Consider the following 18,869-nt stretch of genomic DNA (forward strand, 5'->3'; position numbering starts at 1 on the left):
CAGCAATATCGCTAACTACAACAAAAAGGGATCAAATCCACGATGAAAAAAAAATACAATGTTCGATCTCAGGTAACCCCCAAGATCGGCAAAACAATACTTAAATTAAGCACCCTTAGTTTAAGCATGATGTGTCTTACCATGGCACAAGCAGCAGAAACCGATCAATCAAGTAACGATGATAAACCTGCAAAAGTGGTAAAAGTTGCCGTTACAGGCTCTTCAATCAAAGGTGTTGCCGCACAAAGTGCTTCACCCATTACTGTAGTGAAAGTTGATGAAATTTTAAAACAAGGGGTAACTACAACTGAAGAAGCTTTAGCCAAAATTAGTGCAAACCAATCGAACTTTGTCACTGCAAATAACGTAGGTACTAGTAAAACTGTAGGGTCAGCAGCAAACTTAAGAGCTTTAGGTTCAAATAAGACACTTATTTTGCTGAATGGTCGTAGATTGGCTGCAAATGCATACGATAGTGGCGTAACAAATTTAAATATTATTCCACTCGCCATGCTAGATCGTATTGAAGTTTTACGTGATGGTGCTTCTTCCATTTATGGAACAGATGCGATTGGTGGGGTTATTAACTTCATTACTAAAAAGCAGTTTACGGGTCTTAACTTAACCGCTGGGTATCAAAAACCAGAGGAAAAAGGTGGAGATCAACAAGACTACAGTATCTTTGGTGGTTATGGTGATTTAGAGGAAAATGGCTTTAACGTTTTTGGGGTTGTCGATTATCGAAAAGGTGACGATGTCATGGCCAAAGACCGCAAGGTTAGCCGACGCGGGGGTATCTTACCTGAATTAGGTGTGAATAAAACCAGTAGTGGTTCCTTCCCTGCCAATGTCCCTGGCCTAGGTAATCCTTATGCAGCTACAGGTTGTGGCAATGACCCTCTAGTAACCAGTCCTGATGGCAAAACATGTAGATATAACAGCCAAGCTGTCATTGGAATTGTTCCAAAGACAGAAGATATTTCTGTAATGGGCCGTGCCACTTTTAAACTTAGTGACAATTTTAATGCGATTGCAGAATATTTATATGCAAGAAATGAGGTCACCACTTCAGTCGCACCAGATGTATTTTTTGATCTAAGCCTAGACCCTAGCAGTAAATATTATCCAGGAAATGGCATAACCCCTGCTCTTGCTGGAGCATCGGGGCCCCTTGATCTTTACTTACGTTCACAAGCTGGTAATCGTATCAGCAACAGCATTAACCAGTCACACCGAGTATTTGCTGGTATAGAAGGTGAAACGCATGGGTGGGATATTAATTCAGGGGTGACCTATGCACATAGTAGTGCTTCCGATGCAATCTTAAGTGGCTATTTAAACTATGACAAAACTCAAGAAGCTTTAAACAATGGCACTTTAAACCCATTTGGACCTCAGAACCCTGAAGATGCTGGCGTATGGGATCAGCTAGGTGTTAAAGGTAAATATTTAAAAGCCAACCTTGATACAACCACTGTTGATTTCACTGCAAGCCGACCTATATTTAAGCTACCAGCAGGTGATGTAGGATTCGCCATTGGGGCAAGCTATCGTTATGAAGATTGGACTTCAAAAGTTATTGCAGATGTTGCTCGACTAGCTCCTAGTACGGGTAATGATCCGAATGAACCAGAAAATAAAGGCGATCGTAATATTAAGTCGGTATTTACCGAGTTTCATATTCCACTACACAAAACTTTAGAAGCTCAAATTGCTGCCCGTTATGATGACTACAGCGATTTTGGTAATACATTTAATCCAAAGTTTGCACTTCGTTGGGAACCAATTAAACAACTCATGTTCCGTACAACCTATAGTACAGGTTTCAGAGCACCTACACTTTGGGAAGCTGATGGGCCAAACTCAGTAACAAATACAGGTGGAACATATGACGACCCAGCACTTTGCGCTGGTGGAGTTGTACAACCGGGTGGCAAACAAGAACGTGACTGTAATATGCAGTTCAAACGCCAAAATGGTGGGAACAAAAATCTTAAACCAGAAGAGTCAACGTCTTTTACAGCAGGCTTAGTATTTGAACCTGTTAAAAACCTAGCCTTCACTCTTGATTACTTCAACATCGAAGTAGATAAGCAAATTGCCACACTATCTGAAGCTGCTATTTTTGCGGATCCGGTGAAATATGCAGATAAATTTGTACGTAATTCTGATGGTTCACTAAATTATATTATTACCACACAACAAAATTTAGGTGGCATTAAAACGTCCGGTTTTGATGTGGGCTTAAGTTGGGTTTCTCCAATGACGGCTACAGGTCGCTTTGGTTTCAATATCGATGGCACATATGTAACAGATTACAAATATCAATCTGAACCAGGGGGTGACTGGAAAGGTGTTGCAGGGTCATATAGCGGTTTAGATTATCAATCAATTATTTTGCGCTGGAAACATACTGCCAACCTGAACTGGAACTATGAAAACTGGGCATTAAACCTACAACAAAACTTCTCACGCGGTTATCAAGATCAAAACGCGAATGATCAAAACCATAGAGTAAGTGATTATACAACCTACAACATTTCAGGCACTTACAAAGGCTTTAAAAATCTAGAGTTAACAGCAGGCATTAAAAATATTTTTGATGAAGACCCACCTGCTTCTAACGTAATTGATAACTTCCAAATGGGATATGACCCACGTTATGCAGATCCTTTAGGACGTACTTATTTTGTACGAGGTACATATAAGTTCTAAATGGTTGTTCTGCAAATCTAGCCCTCAACAGTTAGTTTGCAGAACAAATACTCATTCTTAGCAAACAGTCATTTCAAAAAATTGTTTGTCTACAGTTTCAGGAGTAACTATGGGCATGACTTTTACAGACATAGAAAATAAATCTGCCAAACGCCTTATTGGTATTGCCGCAGTACTTTTTCTGCATCTTCTTGTTGCCTATATTCTGATGTCAGGTTTAGCAAACAATATTCAAAAACCAGCAGAAAAACCTGTGGAATTACAAATTATTCAGGATATAAAACCGCCTCCTCCACCAAAACCAGAGGAGCCTAAGCCTAAAGAAAAGCCACCTGAACCACCCAAAATGGTAGAAAAAGTTGCCAAGGCTCCTGAACCACCTAAGCAAGTTGAGAAAGTAGCCACTCCGGTACAAAAAACGACTCCGGTAGCTCAACCAACTAAAGTTGCAACTCCAGCTCCAGCCGCGCCGGCTGCACCTAGTGCGCCATCGCCAAGTCCAGTTGCAGCACCCGCTCCGGCAGCGGCTGCTCCTGCACCTAAACCAGCTGGCGCAACTCATGGTGTTTCAGAAGGTTCCGCGGGTTGTGAAAAACCTGAATATCCACGTGAAGCACTGATGAATGAAGAGCAAGGTACGGTGCGCATACGTGTTCTTGTTGATACTTCGGGCAAAGTCATTGATGCCAAAGTGAAAAAATCGAGTGGCAGCAAAACCTTAGATAAAGCGGCAACTAAAGCTTACAGCTTATGTACGTTCAAACCAGCAATGAAAGATGGCGTGCCTCAGCAGGACTGGTATGAAATTGAATATCCATTTGTAATTGAATAAACGATCAAATTAGTAAGAAATTAAAAATATTGGAGATAATATGATGAAAAAATCAACTCAACCACTAGTACGTTTCGCTTCTGCAAGTTTAATCGCAGCATGTTCATTGCTTCCATTAAGCACAGTTTTTGCAGAAGAAACGAGCAATGCTCCTGTTGCAACAGCAACCACTGAAGCGACTTCAAACACAAATACACCAACTCCACCACCAAAACCTGCAACAAGTGAAACTGTTAAAAACCCGTATGGCCTAGAAGCTCTTTGGCGTGAAGGTGATTTAGTTGCTAAATCTACCCTATTTATATTAGTGCTCATGTCAATTGGTACGTGGTACATCATTGTCTCTAAATTCTTACAACAAGCAAAAGTAAAACGCCAAGGTAAAGAAGCAGAAAAAAGTTTTTGGGAAGCTACTTCTCTTGATAATGCCACTGACGGGCTAGAACAAAGTAGCGCATATCGTTTTATTGCAGAAAAAGGCATTAACTCGACTAAGTCACACGGCGGCTCTTTACTTGAACGAATTGACTTCAATACCTGGGTGAGCATTTCAATACAACGAGCAATTGAAAAAGTACAAAACCACCTAGGTGGAGGTTTAGCCTTTTTAGCAACCGTTGGGTCTACAGCACCTTTCGTGGGTCTATTCGGAACAGTATGGGGCATCTATCACGCGTTAACTGCAATCGGGATTTCAGGTCAAGCATCTATTGATAAAGTTGCAGGCCCAGTTGGTGAAGCACTTATTATGACCGCTATTGGTCTAGCAGTCGCAGTACCAGCTGTACTAGGTTACAACTGGTTGACTCGTCGCAATAAAGCAGTGATGGAAAATGTTCGTTCATTTGGTTCAGATTTACATGCAGTTTTATTAAGCGGAGAAATTAATACCAATAATTCTGTTAACCGCAGTATCAAATAATCAGGAGCACACATTATGGGTATGAGTGTTGGTTCTGAAGATGATGAAGAAATGATTGGAACAATTAACACGACGCCTCTCGTTGATGTCATGTTAGTTTTACTTATTATTTTTCTAATTACGATTCCGGTAGTTACACATACTGTTCCGGTGAAACTGCCAGAAGAAAAAAATACTCCGTATGCAACTACACCTGAAAACATCCAGCTTTCAGTGAATAAAAAAGGAGACATTTTCTGGAATGAAAGTTATGTACCGAATAAAGAAATATTGTTAGCAAAATTACAAGCTGTGGCACAAAAAAGACCGCAGCCGGAGGTACATATTCGAGGAGATCAGCTTACCCATTTTGAAGCGATAGATCAGGTCATTAGTACGACCAAACAAGCTGGTATTGGCAAAATTGCCTTTGTTACTACCCCTCCAGCCTCCCAGTAATGATTTTAAGGAGAATTTTATGGGTATGAATGTCGGTTCAAATAATGATGATGATGTGATGTTAGAAGTCAACATGACACCGCTTATTGATGTCATGTTAGTACTCATTATTATGTTTATTATTACCATTCCTGCACCAAACAACGCGATTAATATTAATTTGCCAAATGGCACACCGCCGCCAACAAATGAAAAGCCACCCGAAGTGATTGATGTAAGAATTGATGCAGCAGGCAAAGTGTTTTGGAATAACCAACAGGTTTCAGACCGCACCGCACTAGAGAAATTATTCCAAGGCGTGGTTGCCAAAAAAGATCAAGACCAGATCAAACTTAAACCAGACCAAATGGCTGAATATAAAAACGTGGCAATGGTCATGGCTACAGCGCAGCGTTTAGGTGTCACTAAAATTGGAATTGTAAGTAATAATTAAGTTCTATATTTATTTACTCATCCAAATAAAAAAAGCCTCCGAAGAGGCTTTTTTTTATGACAGGTTAAAATTAGTCACCTGTATAACCTTTTAACTTTAAGCGAGCAGCATGAAGTAACGGCTCAGTATAACCAGAAGGTTGTTCACAACCTTTAAAGATAAGATCAGAAGCTGCTTGGAAAGCAATATTCGTTTCAAAGTTAGCTGCCATTGGTTTATACAATGGATCATTAGCATTTTGCTCATCAACAATTTTTGCCATGCGTTTAAGCACTTCTTCAACTTGTTCACGAGTCACAATACCGTGACGCAACCAGTTTGCAACGTGTTGAGAAGAAATACGTAATGTTGCACGGTCTTCCATTAAGCCTACGTTGTTAATATCAGGAACTTTCGAACAACCTACGCCTAAGTCAACCCAACGAACAACGTAACCTAAAATACCTTGGCAGTTATTTTCAAGCTCATTGTTAATCTCTTCTGCTGACCAGTTAGTTTCTGGCGCAAATGGAGGAGTTAACAAGTCGTCTAATGACAACATTTCTTCAGCTTTTAATTGATCTTGACGTGCTTTTACATTTACTTGATGGTAATGCATCGCGTGAAGTACGGCACCTGTTGGTGATGGAACCCAAGCACATGATGCACCAGCATTTGGATGTGCAGCTTTAGTTGCCAACATATCTTTCATGCTATCAGGTTTTGGCCACATACCTTTACCAATTTGAGCTTTACCTTGTAAACCACATTTCAAACCAATTGCAACGTTACGGTTTTCGTAAGCAGCAATCCATTTTTGTGTTTTAACAGCTTCTTTACGAACAACTGGTGCAGCTTCCATAGAAGTATGGATTTCATCACCTGTACGGTCCATGAAGCCTGTATTAATAAAGATCGTACGGTCTTTAGCTGCAGCAATACAGTTCTTCAAGTTTACAGATGTACGGCGTTCTTCATCCATAATACCGATTTTTACAGACTTTGCTGGTAAACCTAGTGCTTGCTCAGCGCGTTCAAATAATTCAACCGCAAAAGCAACTTCTTCAGGACCATGCATTTTTGGCTTAACAATATACATAGACCCTTTACGAGAGTTTTTATTTTCGTTTGTACTACGAATATCAGCAACTGATAACAATGGAGTTACCAATGCATCCATAATACCTTCGAAAATTTCTTCACCATCTACCAAAATAGCTGGGTTAGTCATTAAATGGCCTACGTTACGAAGTAACATAAGTGAACGACCATGGAGTTTTGTTGTTCCACCGATCAAGTTTTTAATTTCACGGTCTTTGCTTAAAGCACGAACAACTGTTTTACCATTCTTTTCAATAGATTCTTGAAGTGTACCCTTCATTAAACCTAACCAGTTGCGGTAGCCTTCAACTTTTTCTTCTGCATCTACAGCTGCGACAGAGTCTTCAAGATCTTGAATCGTTGTAACTGCAGCTTCAAGTGTTAAATCTTTAACACTAGCTAAATCAGTTTGGCCGATTGGGCTATTCGCATCAATTTCAATAATGACATGCAAACCATTACTTAAAAGTACGACTTCTGATGGGTTCGCTTCTTCACCATTGAAACCCACGAACTGAGCTTCATGCGCTAAACCTGTTTTAGTACCATCTTTTAAAGTAACAGCAAGTTTATTTTGCTCAATTGCATATTTAGTCGCATCAGCATGTGAACCTTGTGCAAGCGGGAAAACTTCATTTAAGAAGTTTTTAGCAAACTCAATCACTTTTGCACCGCGTACAGGGTTATATCCTTTTCCTTTTTCAGCACCACCCTCTTCTGAAATTACATCGAAGCCGTAAAGTGCATCATATAAAGAACCCCAACGTGCGTTTGCAGCATTTAAGCAATAGCGTGCATTACGCACAGGTACGACTAACTGTGGCCCTGCCAATAATGCGATTTCTTCGTCAACATTTTCAGTAGTAATCTGGAAATCTTCAACTTCTGGTAATAAATAACCAATTTCTGTTAAAAACGCTTTATAAGCACCTAATTCAAATTTGTTATTACGGTGCCATTCATCAATTTTTGCTTGTAATTCATCACGCTTAGCCAATAATGCTTTATTTTTTGGGCTAAGATCGACAACAACTTGCTCAAAGTTCTTCCAGTAAGTTTCACTATCTAAACCAGAACCTGGTAAAGCTTCATTTTCGATAAAATCGTAAAGTTCTTTAGCAATCGCTAACTTGCCTTTTTGAATACGTGCAGTCATTGTCTTTCCTGAAGTTGCTACTTTTTATACCAAGAGAATCCTAGTATACCGATTTAAATTAAGCTGAATACTAATATCACATTCCTAAATAGTAAGCATTTTCCGTTGCAAAACTATTGACAAAGATAAATTTTTCTATATAGGAAATATTAAAATTCTAACTAGGATTCCCAATAATTTATTCAATATTTAAAGATACTGAAACTAGACTTTTTGTTAACAGCCAAAAGTTTCATGATCTTGTTTTTTCTCAAGCGTATTTAGTTATATCAAACTTTGCGTAATGAAAAAGTATTATTTAGCTAAATTTATCTATTTTTGTTGTAAAAAAAAGCGCTCTTAAAAGAGCGCTTTTTCTATTTAATTTCTTAAGAGGTTTTAGCCTCATCAATATGACGGTGCTCTGAATGCAAGTATTCATCCGACTGCATTTCGAGTAAACGAGAACGAGTACGTTCAATTTCAAAAGCTAATTTTTCACCTTGATAGATATCAATAATACTATCTTGAGAGGTTAAAAGTAATTTTACGCCACGATCATAAAATTCATCGACTAAATAAATAAAACGTCGAGTACCTTCTGACAAGAAGTCCGTTAAGTGCGGAACATTACTCACGAGTACAGTGTTATAAATATTAGCAATCTCGATAAAATCTGCTGGGCTACGCGGCTTAAAGCAAAGTTCAGAGAACTCACACCATAAAACATCTTCTGTATGCCCTAGAGTTTCAACCACACGGTTATTGATCACAATCGGTTCTTGAGAATTTGTTTGAGTATGAGTTAAAGCACTATAACGCTCTGATATCCAGCTTTGTGCCTCATTACCTAATGGTGACTTAAACAATTGAGCTTGTTTTAATACACGTAAACGGTAATCCACACCTGCATCTACATTTAAAACAACACAGTTCTTTTTAACCATTTCAATTGTAGGTATGAAACGATCACGGTGAATTCCGTTTTTATATAAGCCGTCTGGTGCAATATTTGAAGTTGCAATGAGTGTCACACCACGAACAAATAACTTTTGGAACAAATCACTTAAGATCATTGCATCAGTTACATTCGACACGAAAAACTCATCGAAACAAATCACCACAGCATCTTTATAAATTTGATCAGCCACAATATCGAGTGGATTACGTTGACCAGAAAGTTTATTTAATTCTTTATGGACATGTTGCATAAAATGGTGAAAATGCATACGTGTTTTGCGGCGAAATGGCACAGATTCATAAAATTGATCCATAAGCCATGTTTTGCCACGACCTACACCACCCCACATATATACACCTCTTGGAGAGGTTTGGCGGCGGAAACGACGGAAAGCTTTTTTAGAAGCTTTATAACGATTTAAAAGTTCTTTCCATACACGATCTAATTCTTGCACTGCCTGTGCTTGTGCTTCATCTGCCATAAACTGACCTGAAGCTAAAGCCTCAGCATAGCGCTCTGCTGGGGAAGAAGGAGTAAATGCAGTACTATGAGAAGATTTTAAATTTAACATATCATTTTATTTCAATTTTAACTGAAGAGAGTATAGCGAACATTTTGTCCGACCACATTAGCTTTTAGCATCAAGAGTTCTACTCAATAAAACTCTTTTCCATATTGCCGAGGGCTCTGCCCAAACCATCTTTTAAACGCATGATTAAAAGCGGCAGGTTCAGAATAGCCAAGCGATTCAGCAATGACCTCAATTGAATATTCTTTATATTCCATAAGTTTAAGTGCCTTATTCTTAATAATCTGTTCACGAATTTGTTTATAACTCGTATTAAGCTGCTGCAATTGATGCCTTAACGTCCTTTCAGGCATTTTTAAAGCAAAAGCGGTTTCCGCCATGCTCGGGATAATTCCGTGTTGTAACTCTAGATAATCTTGTACATATTGAATAATTGGAGGTATTTGACGATCTTGTTCATTTAACCTTTTTATCTCTTTAATACACTTAGCCTCATAGATGCGATGAGTAATAATATCTGCTGAAGGAATTTTGATTCCAAGCACATCTTTACTTAGGCTAAATGCTGCATGTGTAGAATTAAAGTGCAGATCACTTCCGTAATATGTGAAATATTGAGCTACTTTATCGGGGTCATTTGGTTTTGAAAAAGGTAAATCTATACGCATAGCAGGCATTTTAAGGCCCATCATGGTGTAAATATCTTGAATAAACTTGTAAGTACTAGAAATTTCACATTGGGTACGAAGCAACCCAATTTCGGTTTTTGAGTCGACTGGTAAATAATTTAAAATTATTTGATTTTCGGTCTCTTGTAATCCTAAGGTACCAAATAAATGAGTAAGTTTTTGATAGTGTATGCCTTTTTCTAAAGCAGTTTGTATATCTTGACTGGTCACAAGCAACATCAATAAAGGACCGTAACCCGCTAATGCATAATGCTGTCCAATGAATAGACCTTTTTCAGGATCAACATTTTCACTAATAATTTGCTGGATATCCCATTCTAAACTGTCGTGAATTGTTGAGCTTGGGTCTAAGGCATCAACTTTGATTCCTATATGTGCCAAACGTGAGTCGACATCAATGCCCGCTTTGCGCATTCCTTGAATTAAATAGATTAAACCAAGTGTCGATCGTTTCATTCTTCTATCAATTTTCTTAGACTTAAATGTTTTACTATAAAGAAGCAATAAAATTAATTGCCGAATCTATCAATTTTCACATTGATGTCATCATGTTTAAACTGATTAAAAAATATTAGTCTTATTGGTAATCCTCTTTAACATATGCAGGATTCACCATGCTTAAGGCTAAACCGCATGTTATTCAAAAAGCTAAAATCGCAAGTATTGGTATTACTATCGTTCAAACTTAAATTATGAAATATGGGTAAAATTAGCTAAAACATTTATACGTTTTTAAGTACAAGATAAAGACACAGCCAAAAGCAAATATCAGACTTTGTAATTAGCTATAAATTTATTAATTTCAATTAAATACTCCCAACATTTAACCTCAAAAATATTGTATTAGTGAAGAATGATCTCCAAGGAGTTAAAGAAAACAGCATTATCACAAAAGGCGAAAAAGAATGAGTGATCAATTGCCTGATTTATCGAAAGACGACGCTACCTTCAATGAGAGAATATAGAGACAACCTCAATGTGTTGGATGGTAAGCTAGTGATTATAATAGTTGGAGGTATGGGCTAGAAACTCACAAAGTTAATCCCCAAAACTATTTGCTATTAAATAAATGCTTTAAGAGCTATGCAGCGTTATAGGTTCAATACATAATAGATACATTAATAACAATCTATCTATTATATGCAATCTGTTAGCCTCATTATTCAAATTTTTCTTGTATTAGCTTTTGGTTACTTTTTAGGCCCTAAACTCTCATTAAATATTCGGCAATTTATTTTTAAAATTCTACCTTATTTTTCTTATATTTTATTAGCAAGTGTCGCTTTAGAATTAACACTTGCACTTGATCAAATTAAAAACCCTTCCTCAATACTTCCACCCGCCCTATTAATTGCATTTACAACTTCACTAGGCTCTTTTTTCACTTGTTTATTTGCATACACAATTTTTGATAAAGAAAGTGTTAAAGGAAAAATTTCGCTCCAGCTTTTTATCAATGCCCTAAAAAATATTGCGAAAGCATTTCTAGCTTTAACTGTAGGTGTAATGCTAGGTATTGCCCTGACTCAGTTAAATGTACACATTCCTTTTAACAGCTGGTATCTATTATTACTTTTTATTTTTTTAATTGGAATCGAACTTGCTTTTACTCATTTTAATCGAACATGGTTAAGCTGGAAAATTCTTATTGTCCCTCTGGCTGCGTTTGTAGGGTCATGTATAGCTGGTTTTCTTAATTATTTCTTGCTAGGTAACCACTTTACGCTTAATGAAATGTTGGCTCTAGCCCAAGGATATGGCTGGTATTCAATGTCAGGTATTTTATTTACCCAGTTACATTCGGCCGAGTTAGGTGGTATTGCATTATTAACAGATTTATTTAGAGAAATAGTTGCAATTTTACTGATGTACACTATGGGATGGCGCTTTCCACGTCCAGCAATTTCAAGTGCTGGTGCTACATCAATGGATGTGACATTAGCTATGGTTAAGCAGTCATGTGGCACTCATTACGTACCACATGCCATGATGAGTGGCTTACTACTAAGCCTACTCGCTCCACTTTTAATTACAGTTTTTTTAAAGCTTTAAGCGATAGAAGCAAGAATTGACTTCAACATTTCAGTTGGCTTTTCAGCTTTGGTAATCGGACGGCCAATCACTAAATGTGTAGAGCCATCAAGCATAGCTTGCTTTGGCGTTACAATACGTTTTTGGTCATCTGCATTGGTTCCTTCTGGACGTATACCAGGAGTAACTAAAGAGAAATCATCACCAATCAACTCACGAAGAATTTTGGCTTCCTGAGCAGAACAAACTACCCCATCTAAACCACTATCTTTTGTAAGCTGAGCTAATCTTTTAACTTGCTCTACAGGTTCAATATCTAAACCAATATCTTTTAAATCTTCACGGCCCATTGAAGTTAATACTGTTACCGCAATTAATTGAGTTTGATAATTACCTGCCTTTAAACGCTCTACACAAGTTTCCATCATTTTACGACCACCTGATGCATGAACATTAACCATCCATACACCTAAATCGGCAGCAGCACATACAGCTTGAGCTGTTGTATTTGGAATATCATGGAATTTTAAATCTAGGAAAACTTCAAAATTTTGTTCTTGAAGTTTTTTTACAACAGATGGGCCTTCGTGAGTAAAAAGCTCTTTACCTACTTTTACTCGGCATAAAGCAGGATCAAGCTGTTCAACAATTTTTAAAGCGTCATATTGGCTTTTAGCATCTAACGCAACAATGATACTCAAGAGACTTTCTTCCATCACATAAAATCAGCGCTATTATAATAGACAAGTCAGCTACTAATAAAGAAATCTATTGAGTGTAGTTTTTGAATTGGACAATATAATTTTTAATTTTGATAGATACTTAGAAATATGGAAAGGAAAAATACTACTCTTTATAACTAGATAAAGAGTAGTACCAATAATTATAAAGGTGTAGAGTTTTTATCTTGGGGATAAATATCTACAACTGTTTTCTCATGTCTTACATTCGCAGCTGCTTCTGCCGCTGCCAATTGAGCACTTTGAATTTGTTCTTTTCTCAAATGATCAATATCTTTACGAAGACGTTTGATTTCCCAGCCTTTTTGAAAAACTCGGAAAACCTGTACACCTAATAAAAGTCCAACCACAATTCCAAGCGCCAAGGTAAGTAGCAATAATAAACCTAAACGCATTGCAGGAACTTGAGTAAATAATAAATCAACAGGAAGTTCTGTTGGGTTCTGCAAAACAAGTGCTAAAGCATAGCCAAATACAATAATGAGTAATGCAATTAGAATATAACGCATAGGCACCCCACTTATGAGTTTTATTTATTTTCCAGATTCATTCACTGCATCACGAAGTGCTTTACCTGGTTTAAAATGTGGAACCGCCTTCGCAGCCACGTCAACTGACTTACCAGTTTTCGGGTTACGACCAACTCTAGGTTCACGGTGATGTAAAGCAAAGCTACCAAAACCACGGATTTCAATACGATTGTCAGTCGAAAGAGCTTCGATCATTTGATCAATCATGATTTTAACCGCTTCTTCCACCAAGGGTTCAGCCAAGTGTGGATTTTTTAGCGCAATGCGTTCAATTAAATCAGACTTATTAAGAGCTTCAGTAGTCATCTACGACCTCGTTATTTATTACTACTCTAAGTCGTTTGATAATAACCTGTTTAAATACAAAACGGTAGCGCAGTATGTTGAATACTACGCTACCGTTTACAGTAATTTGTATAAAAAGCACAATTTCGTTACATGAAACTGTACTTTGTTAACTTATTACTTCATTTGTGCTTTGATCAAGTCACCAATAGTCTTAGGACCATTTTCTTGAGAAGCTGATGCTGTACGTAAGTTAGCAACTGCTTCTTTCTCTTCAGCTTCGTCTTTCGCTTTGATAGACAAGTTGATAGAGCGAGATTTACGATCAACGTTGATGATTTTCGCTTCAACTTCTTGACCAACTTCTAAGAATTTAGTTGCATCTTCAACGCGGTCACGGTTGATTTCAGAAGCTTTAAGAGTCGCTTCAACTTCGTCAGCTAACTTAACAGTTGCGCCACGAGCATCAACTGCAGTCACAGTACCTTTAACTAAAGCACCACGTTCGTTAGCAGCTAAGAAATCATTGAACGGATCGCTGTTCAATTGCTTGATACCAAGGCTGATACGATTACCTTCAGCGTCTACAGACAAGATAACTGCTTCAACAGTGTCACCTTTCTTGTAACGACGGATAGCTTCTTCGCCTTGTTCGTTCCAAGAAATATCAGACAAGTGAACTAGACCGTCGATACCGCCATTTAAGCCAATGAAGATACCAAAGTCAGTGATAGACTTGATTGTACCAGAAACTTTTTCGCCTTTCTCATGAGACTTAGCAAACTCTTCCCATGGGTTAGCACGAGTTTGTTTGATACCAAGGCTGATACGACGACGTTCTTCGTCAACTTCAAGAACCATAACATCAACTTCATCACCAATCTGAACAACTTTAGATGGGTGGATGTTTTTGTTAGTGTGGTCCATTTCAGAAACGTGTACTAAACCTTCAACGCCTTCAGCGATTTCAGCGAAACAACCGTAATCAGTTAAGTTAGTAACACGTGCTTTAACGATAGAACCTTTAGGATAACGGCTCATGATCGCTAACCATGGATCTTCGCCTAATTGTTTAAGGCCTAAAGATACGCGGTTACGTTCACGGTCAAATTTAAGTACTTTAACAGTAACTTCTTGACCAACTTCAACAACTTCTGAAGGGTGCTTGATACGCTTCCAAGCCATATCTGTGATATGAAGAAGACCATCAATACCGCCAAGATCAACGAATGCACCGTAATCAGTAAGGTTCTTGATAGTACCTGTAACTGTTTGACCTTCTTCAAGTTGAGCAAGTAATGCTTCACGGTCAGCAGAAGATTCAGCTTCCATAACAGCACGACGAGATACAACAACGTTGTTACGTTTAGCATCAAGTTTGATTACTTTAAACTCTAACTCTTTACCTTCAAGGTGAGTAGTGTCACGGATAGGACGAGTGTCAACTAATGAACCTGGCAAGAACGCACGAACAGGACCGATGTCAACAGTGAAACCGCCTTTAACTTTACCAGAGATAACACCAGTAACGATTTCGCCATCTTCAAAGATTTTTTCAAGTTTAGTCCAAGTTTCAGCACGTTTAGCTTTTTCACGTGATAAAACTGTTTGACCCATACCGTTGTCAAGAGCTTCAACAACTACGTCAACAGTATCGCCAACCTGAACTTCAAGTTCACGTTGTTCATTTAAAAATTCAGCACGATCAACAATGCCTTCTGATTTAAGGCCAGTGTCAACAGTAACCCAGTCGCTATCGATGTTTACAACAACACCTTGGATGACTGCACCCTTTTCAACATTGAGGTTTAATTCACTTTCTTCAAAGAGGGCTGCAAAAGATTCGGTCATGATATACCTGATAAATTCAGCGGTCTTGGATCAGACAAGGCCGGTTTAGTTAAGTATCAACATAGTCTTTATAGACTGATCAAGCTATGCGTCAACTGATAATCTTAGTTGCTAATAGTACGGCTATCGACGTAATCAACCATTAACTTAAATACTTGATCGATCGTTAATTCCGAACTATCAATGATATAAGCATCTGCGGCTGGCTTGAGAGGAGCAACTTCTCGCTCCATATCTCTTTTGTCACGCGCTTGTATATTAGCTAAAATGTCGTTTATTTTAGCATCTAGCCCCATACCCTGCAACTGTTTTACTCTTCGCTCAGCTCGCGACTCAGCCGAAGCCGTCAGATAAATTTTAGCATTGGCTTCTGGGAAAATTGATGTTGCCATATCTCGGCCATCTGCAACCAAACCTGGAGTCTGTGCAAAAGCTCTTTGACGTTCAAAAAGTGCCTGTCTTAGCTCTGGTATTGCTGCAACTTTAGAGGCGTATTCCCCAACTCGTTCTGTGCGAATAGTTTGTGATACATCCTCTTCATCAAGGAAAACTAATGTTCCTTCTGCTGAAGTTTCAAACTTAATATTAAGTTGACGAGCATCTTCAACACACTCATCTAAATGACTATCTAATTTTTCCAATAAATCATGTTTATGTAATGACAACCCCAACAAACGATACAAGGCTCCAGAATCGAGTAAATGAAATTGATAATACGCAGCAAGCTTCGCCGCTAATGTACCTTTACCCGAACCACTCGGACCATCAATAGTAATAATTTGAACTGTCATTGAACTCTCACTAAGAAGCAAATGCTTTAGCTAATCTCGAAAAGCCTAGTGTAATCGCTAGTTTTAGCTGTGCAAGAATTAATTTACTTACAACAGGAGCTTTTGCAGTCAATTCGATCCGATAAGTAACCAAGGTAATATAAGGGGTAATTTCAGAAAACTCGATACGACCTAAATGATGTTTAACTAAAGGATTATCAATCAATTTATATTCAATGCACTTATTTTCCTCAAGATGAGTAATTTCTTCTTTAAGAGGTTTAATCACACCAAAGCCCATACGGCGAACAGAGCCTACTCCATCTGGTCTTTCAGGGTCTGCCGAGTCTTTCACACGCACAACTTGTAGTGGTGCAAAAGCCTTATTATAAGTTGCGTGTTTAGAAAGTAGGTTAAATACATCGCCAAGCGGAGCATTAAATTCTTTTTGTATGCTGATGACATTACGCATGAAAATTCCTTATTTAAATAAAATCATGTCAATGAAACGGCGTTAGTTTGCCATAACACGATGACACTTTTTAATCATTTAAGGACGTTTTTTGTTGCTTCTCTTGTTTCTTTTGTTCACGTCTTTGTTTAAAGAAAAGACTTAACTGTTGAGCACATTTTTCATGTAAGCATCCATGCTCAAAAGTAAATTTGTGGTTGTAATAGCCATTTTCTAATAATTGACGTGCACTTACGAGTGAACCTGCTTTAGGCTCTGTTGTACCAAATACAATATGTTTAATTCTTGCATGTACTAATGCACCTACACACATTGTGCAAGGCTCAAGCGTAACGTACAAAGTTGCATCTTCAGGTAAACGATAATTTTGCAATAATTGGCAAGCAGAACGAATAGCTTGAATTTCTGCATGAGCCGTAGGGTCAGACAAACCAATAGGAGCATTAAAACCAGCTCCAATTAGCTTATTTTGACTAACAATTACAGCTCCAACAGGAATTTCTCCCTGTTCGGCTGCTAATTCAGCTTGCTCGTAAGCAAGCTGCATCCAATATTCATCACTAAATTTAGTCATTTAATTTATTATGACACTACACCATATTGTCTGAGTAATGCATTCCAGCTATCAATAGATGTTAGTGGAGGATCATTTGCTAAAATGCCTCTTAATGTAAGGTCTTCGCATGCCTTCCATTCTGGTGATAAATCTTTATCAACCAAACGAGCACGTACACCTTCTACGAAATCAGGGTGACGAATTTTCCATTCAGAAATTTGTGCTTCTAAGTCAAAAACTTCATCCCAAGAATGAACTTGCTTACCCCATTGCCATAACAACCAAGTAATTGCTGCTGTGCTCGGTGAACCCTTTTGCAAGTTTTCGCTGGCTTGACGTAACCAATCACTACTTGCATCACGTAAGCTTACAATTGCTTGATAATCTTGCTCAAAGCTTGAACCACGGCAAACACTATGAATAACATCTAACGAATTTTGTAATGGTCCAGCTGCAACCGGGCGATGCAAACTATTTAAAGTATCGTCAATCGCGCGGAAATCACCTGCAGGATAATGTGCCCAATTAATATTGAGTACTTTTTGTAGAACATTATCACGTTGCGCTTCACAAATATGTGTCGCCCAACCAATGCTATATGCCCCAGCAGCAGTCATAATCGAGCCAGTCAAACCAGTAAATAAACCAATTTGTCCGCGGTCAGCAAGAAAACGGCTTGCTCCAACATCTGGATATAAACCAATGTTAATTTCAGGCATTGCTAAACGTGAATACGGCGTAACTAAACGGAAAGGTGCAGCCATAAACAAGCCTAAACCACCACCCATTACATAACCTTCACCCCACACCACAACTGGTTTAGCATAGTTGTGCAGAAGTAAATCCAAAGCATATTCTTGCTGGAAAAACTTATTTGCTGTTTCTACTTCCTGATTAATTACCAGTTGACGTAATTTGCGTACATCTCCGCCTGCACAAAAAGCTTTTGGTGTGGTTGAATCCAACCAAATTGCTTTTACTCGCTCATCATCACGGAAGTCTTCAAATACTTTTAATAAAGCCGTTACGATTGATTCATCTAAAGCATGTAATGATTTAGGTCGATTCAAACGTACAATACGCCAACCATTCTTTGCTTCTTCAACTACCAGATCCGGATGATAGCTATTTACATTGGGAGAGTTCATCATGCGTCCAATTGCCAGTCTATGGGCTCAATGCCATGTTGTTTCAAATATTGGTTCGTTTTTGAAAATACTTTACATCCGAAGAAACCACCACGATTAGCCGCAAGTGGTGATGGATGTGCAGCTGTTAAAACTAAGTGTTTTTCTCTGTTTATACGTTGTCCTTTACGTTGCGCATAAGCACCCCATAAAATAAAAACTATGTGTTCTCGCTCTTCATTCAAAACATCGATTACTGCATCAGTAAACTCTTCCCAACCTTGTTTTTGATGTGAGGTCGGTTGTCCAGCTTCTACAGTAAGTACGCTGTTTAACAAGAGCACACCTTGTTCGGCCCATTTGGTTAAATCACCATGACGCGAAACTGGTACACCTAAATCTGTGTTTAGTTCATGAAAAATATTACGTAAAGACGGTGGTAATGCAATTCCTTTTTGCACAGAGAAACTTAAACCATTCGCCTGATTAGGGCCATGATATGGATCTTGACCTAAAATAACGACTTTCACATGTTCCAATGGTGTAATATTTAAAGCACTGAAAATTTGTTTGCTTGGAGGATATATTGTTTTTTGAGCCTGTTTCTGCTGAAACAAGAAGTCTCGCAAACTATCCATATAAGGACTCAGCAAAAATGGCGTTAATGATCTTTTCCAGCTTTCTTCTAATTGAACTTTACTGAGTTTGTCTTGCTGTTGCTCAGTTAATTGCATTAATGTCATCCTAGATCAATTTTCATTTCTACGAATAAA

Annotated in this window: 18 protein-coding genes; 6 read left to right on the plus strand and 12 right to left on the minus strand. The window is 38.2% G+C overall.

All coding sequences use genetic code 11. The features are described from left to right. The first annotated feature begins 42 nt into the window (after positions 1 to 42). The 5 genes from ABLB96_RS12495 to ABLB96_RS12515 all read left to right on the plus strand — a co-directional run bounded on the left by ABLB96_RS12495 (position 43) and on the right by ABLB96_RS12515 (position 5,340). Positions 43 to 2,715, plus strand: a complete 2,673-nt coding sequence (locus ABLB96_RS12495; RefSeq protein ID WP_348897146.1) for a TonB-dependent receptor — start codon at positions 43 to 45, stop codon at positions 2,713 to 2,715. Positions 2,716 to 2,824: 109 nt separating this feature from the next. Continuing rightward, a complete protein-coding gene (locus tag ABLB96_RS12500) occupies positions 2,825 to 3,547 on the plus strand; it encodes an energy transducer TonB (RefSeq protein ID WP_348897147.1) in 723 nt (240 codons plus the stop codon). Between the two features lie 40 nt (positions 3,548 to 3,587). Continuing rightward, complete coding sequence (locus ABLB96_RS12505) at positions 3,588 to 4,469, plus strand: MotA/TolQ/ExbB proton channel family protein (protein ID WP_348897148.1); 882 nt, start codon at positions 3,588 to 3,590, stop codon at positions 4,467 to 4,469. Positions 4,470 to 4,484: 15 nt separating this feature from the next. Then, complete coding sequence (locus tag ABLB96_RS12510; protein ID WP_348897149.1) at positions 4,485 to 4,907, plus strand: biopolymer transporter ExbD; 423 nt, start codon at positions 4,485 to 4,487, stop codon at positions 4,905 to 4,907. Positions 4,908 to 4,926: 19 nt separating this feature from the next. Then, on the plus strand, positions 4,927 to 5,340 hold the full coding sequence (locus ABLB96_RS12515) for a biopolymer transporter ExbD (protein ID WP_348897150.1): 414 nt from the start codon (positions 4,927 to 4,929) through the stop codon (positions 5,338 to 5,340). Positions 5,341 to 5,410: 70 nt separating this feature from the next. Here ABLB96_RS12515 and ABLB96_RS12520 read toward each other — a convergent pair whose 3' ends face one another. The 3 genes from ABLB96_RS12520 to ABLB96_RS12530 form a co-directional block, all read right to left on the minus strand. Then, entirely contained in the window at positions 5,411 to 7,576 is a 2,166-nt protein-coding gene (locus ABLB96_RS12520) for a malate synthase G (RefSeq protein WP_348897151.1), read from the minus strand. 368 nt (positions 7,577 to 7,944) lie between these two features. Continuing rightward, entirely contained in the window at positions 7,945 to 9,087 is a 1,143-nt protein-coding gene (gene zapE, locus ABLB96_RS12525; protein WP_348897153.1) for a cell division protein ZapE, read from the minus strand. 83 nt (positions 9,088 to 9,170) lie between these two features. Next, positions 9,171 to 10,190 (minus strand): helix-turn-helix domain-containing protein, encoded by a 1,020-nt coding sequence (locus tag ABLB96_RS12530; protein ID WP_348897154.1) that lies wholly within the window; start codon positions 10,188 to 10,190, stop codon positions 9,171 to 9,173. A 684-nt stretch (positions 10,191 to 10,874) separates the two neighbouring features. Here ABLB96_RS12530 and ABLB96_RS12535 point away from each other — a divergent pair. Next, complete coding sequence (locus ABLB96_RS12535; RefSeq protein ID WP_348897155.1) at positions 10,875 to 11,786, plus strand: lysine exporter LysO family protein; 912 nt, start codon at positions 10,875 to 10,877, stop codon at positions 11,784 to 11,786. Here the strand turns inward: ABLB96_RS12535 and pyrF are convergent. The 9 genes from pyrF to ung form a co-directional block, all read right to left on the minus strand. Continuing rightward, positions 11,783 to 12,481 carry an orotidine-5'-phosphate decarboxylase gene (pyrF, locus tag ABLB96_RS12540; RefSeq protein ID WP_348897156.1) on the minus strand — a complete coding sequence of 233 codons (699 nt, stop codon included), beginning with the start codon at positions 12,479 to 12,481 and terminating at the stop codon, positions 11,783 to 11,785. The genes ABLB96_RS12535 and pyrF overlap by 4 nt on opposite strands. Positions 12,482 to 12,648: 167 nt before the next feature. Then, positions 12,649 to 13,014 carry a lipopolysaccharide assembly protein LapA domain-containing protein gene (locus ABLB96_RS12545; protein ID WP_348897157.1) on the minus strand — a complete coding sequence of 122 codons (366 nt, stop codon included), beginning with the start codon at positions 13,012 to 13,014 and terminating at the stop codon, positions 12,649 to 12,651. 24 nt (positions 13,015 to 13,038) lie between these two features. Further along, positions 13,039 to 13,341, minus strand: coding sequence for an integration host factor subunit beta (locus tag ABLB96_RS12550; protein ID WP_002050043.1), 303 nt, complete (start codon positions 13,339 to 13,341; stop codon positions 13,039 to 13,041). Positions 13,342 to 13,497: 156 nt separating this feature from the next. Next, positions 13,498 to 15,171, minus strand: coding sequence for a 30S ribosomal protein S1 (gene rpsA, locus ABLB96_RS12555; RefSeq protein ID WP_002050239.1), 1,674 nt, complete (start codon positions 15,169 to 15,171; stop codon positions 13,498 to 13,500). 104 nt (positions 15,172 to 15,275) lie between these two features. Continuing rightward, the gene (gene cmk / locus ABLB96_RS12560; RefSeq protein ID WP_348897158.1) at positions 15,276 to 15,962 is read right to left on the minus strand and encodes a (d)CMP kinase; all 687 of its coding nucleotides are present in this window, start codon (positions 15,960 to 15,962) and stop codon (positions 15,276 to 15,278) included. Between the two features lie 10 nt (positions 15,963 to 15,972). Beyond that, a complete protein-coding gene (locus tag ABLB96_RS12565; RefSeq protein WP_348897159.1) occupies positions 15,973 to 16,413 on the minus strand; it encodes an SRPBCC family protein in 441 nt (146 codons plus the stop codon). Positions 16,414 to 16,483: 70 nt separating this feature from the next. Next, positions 16,484 to 16,987, minus strand: coding sequence for a tRNA adenosine(34) deaminase TadA (tadA, locus tag ABLB96_RS12570; protein ID WP_348897160.1), 504 nt, complete (start codon positions 16,985 to 16,987; stop codon positions 16,484 to 16,486). Positions 16,988 to 16,995: 8 nt separating this feature from the next. Then, entirely contained in the window at positions 16,996 to 18,120 is a 1,125-nt protein-coding gene (locus ABLB96_RS12575; protein ID WP_348897161.1) for an enoyl-CoA hydratase/isomerase family protein, read from the minus strand. Beyond that, positions 18,117 to 18,830, minus strand: coding sequence for a uracil-DNA glycosylase (gene ung / locus ABLB96_RS12580; protein ID WP_348897162.1), 714 nt, complete (start codon positions 18,828 to 18,830; stop codon positions 18,117 to 18,119). Before ung ends, ABLB96_RS12575 begins: the two co-directional genes overlap by 4 nt. Positions 18,831 to 18,869: the final 39 nt, after the last annotated feature.

The organism is Acinetobacter sp. XH1741, assembly GCF_041021895.1.
Lineage (GTDB): Bacteria > Pseudomonadota > Gammaproteobacteria > Pseudomonadales > Moraxellaceae > Acinetobacter.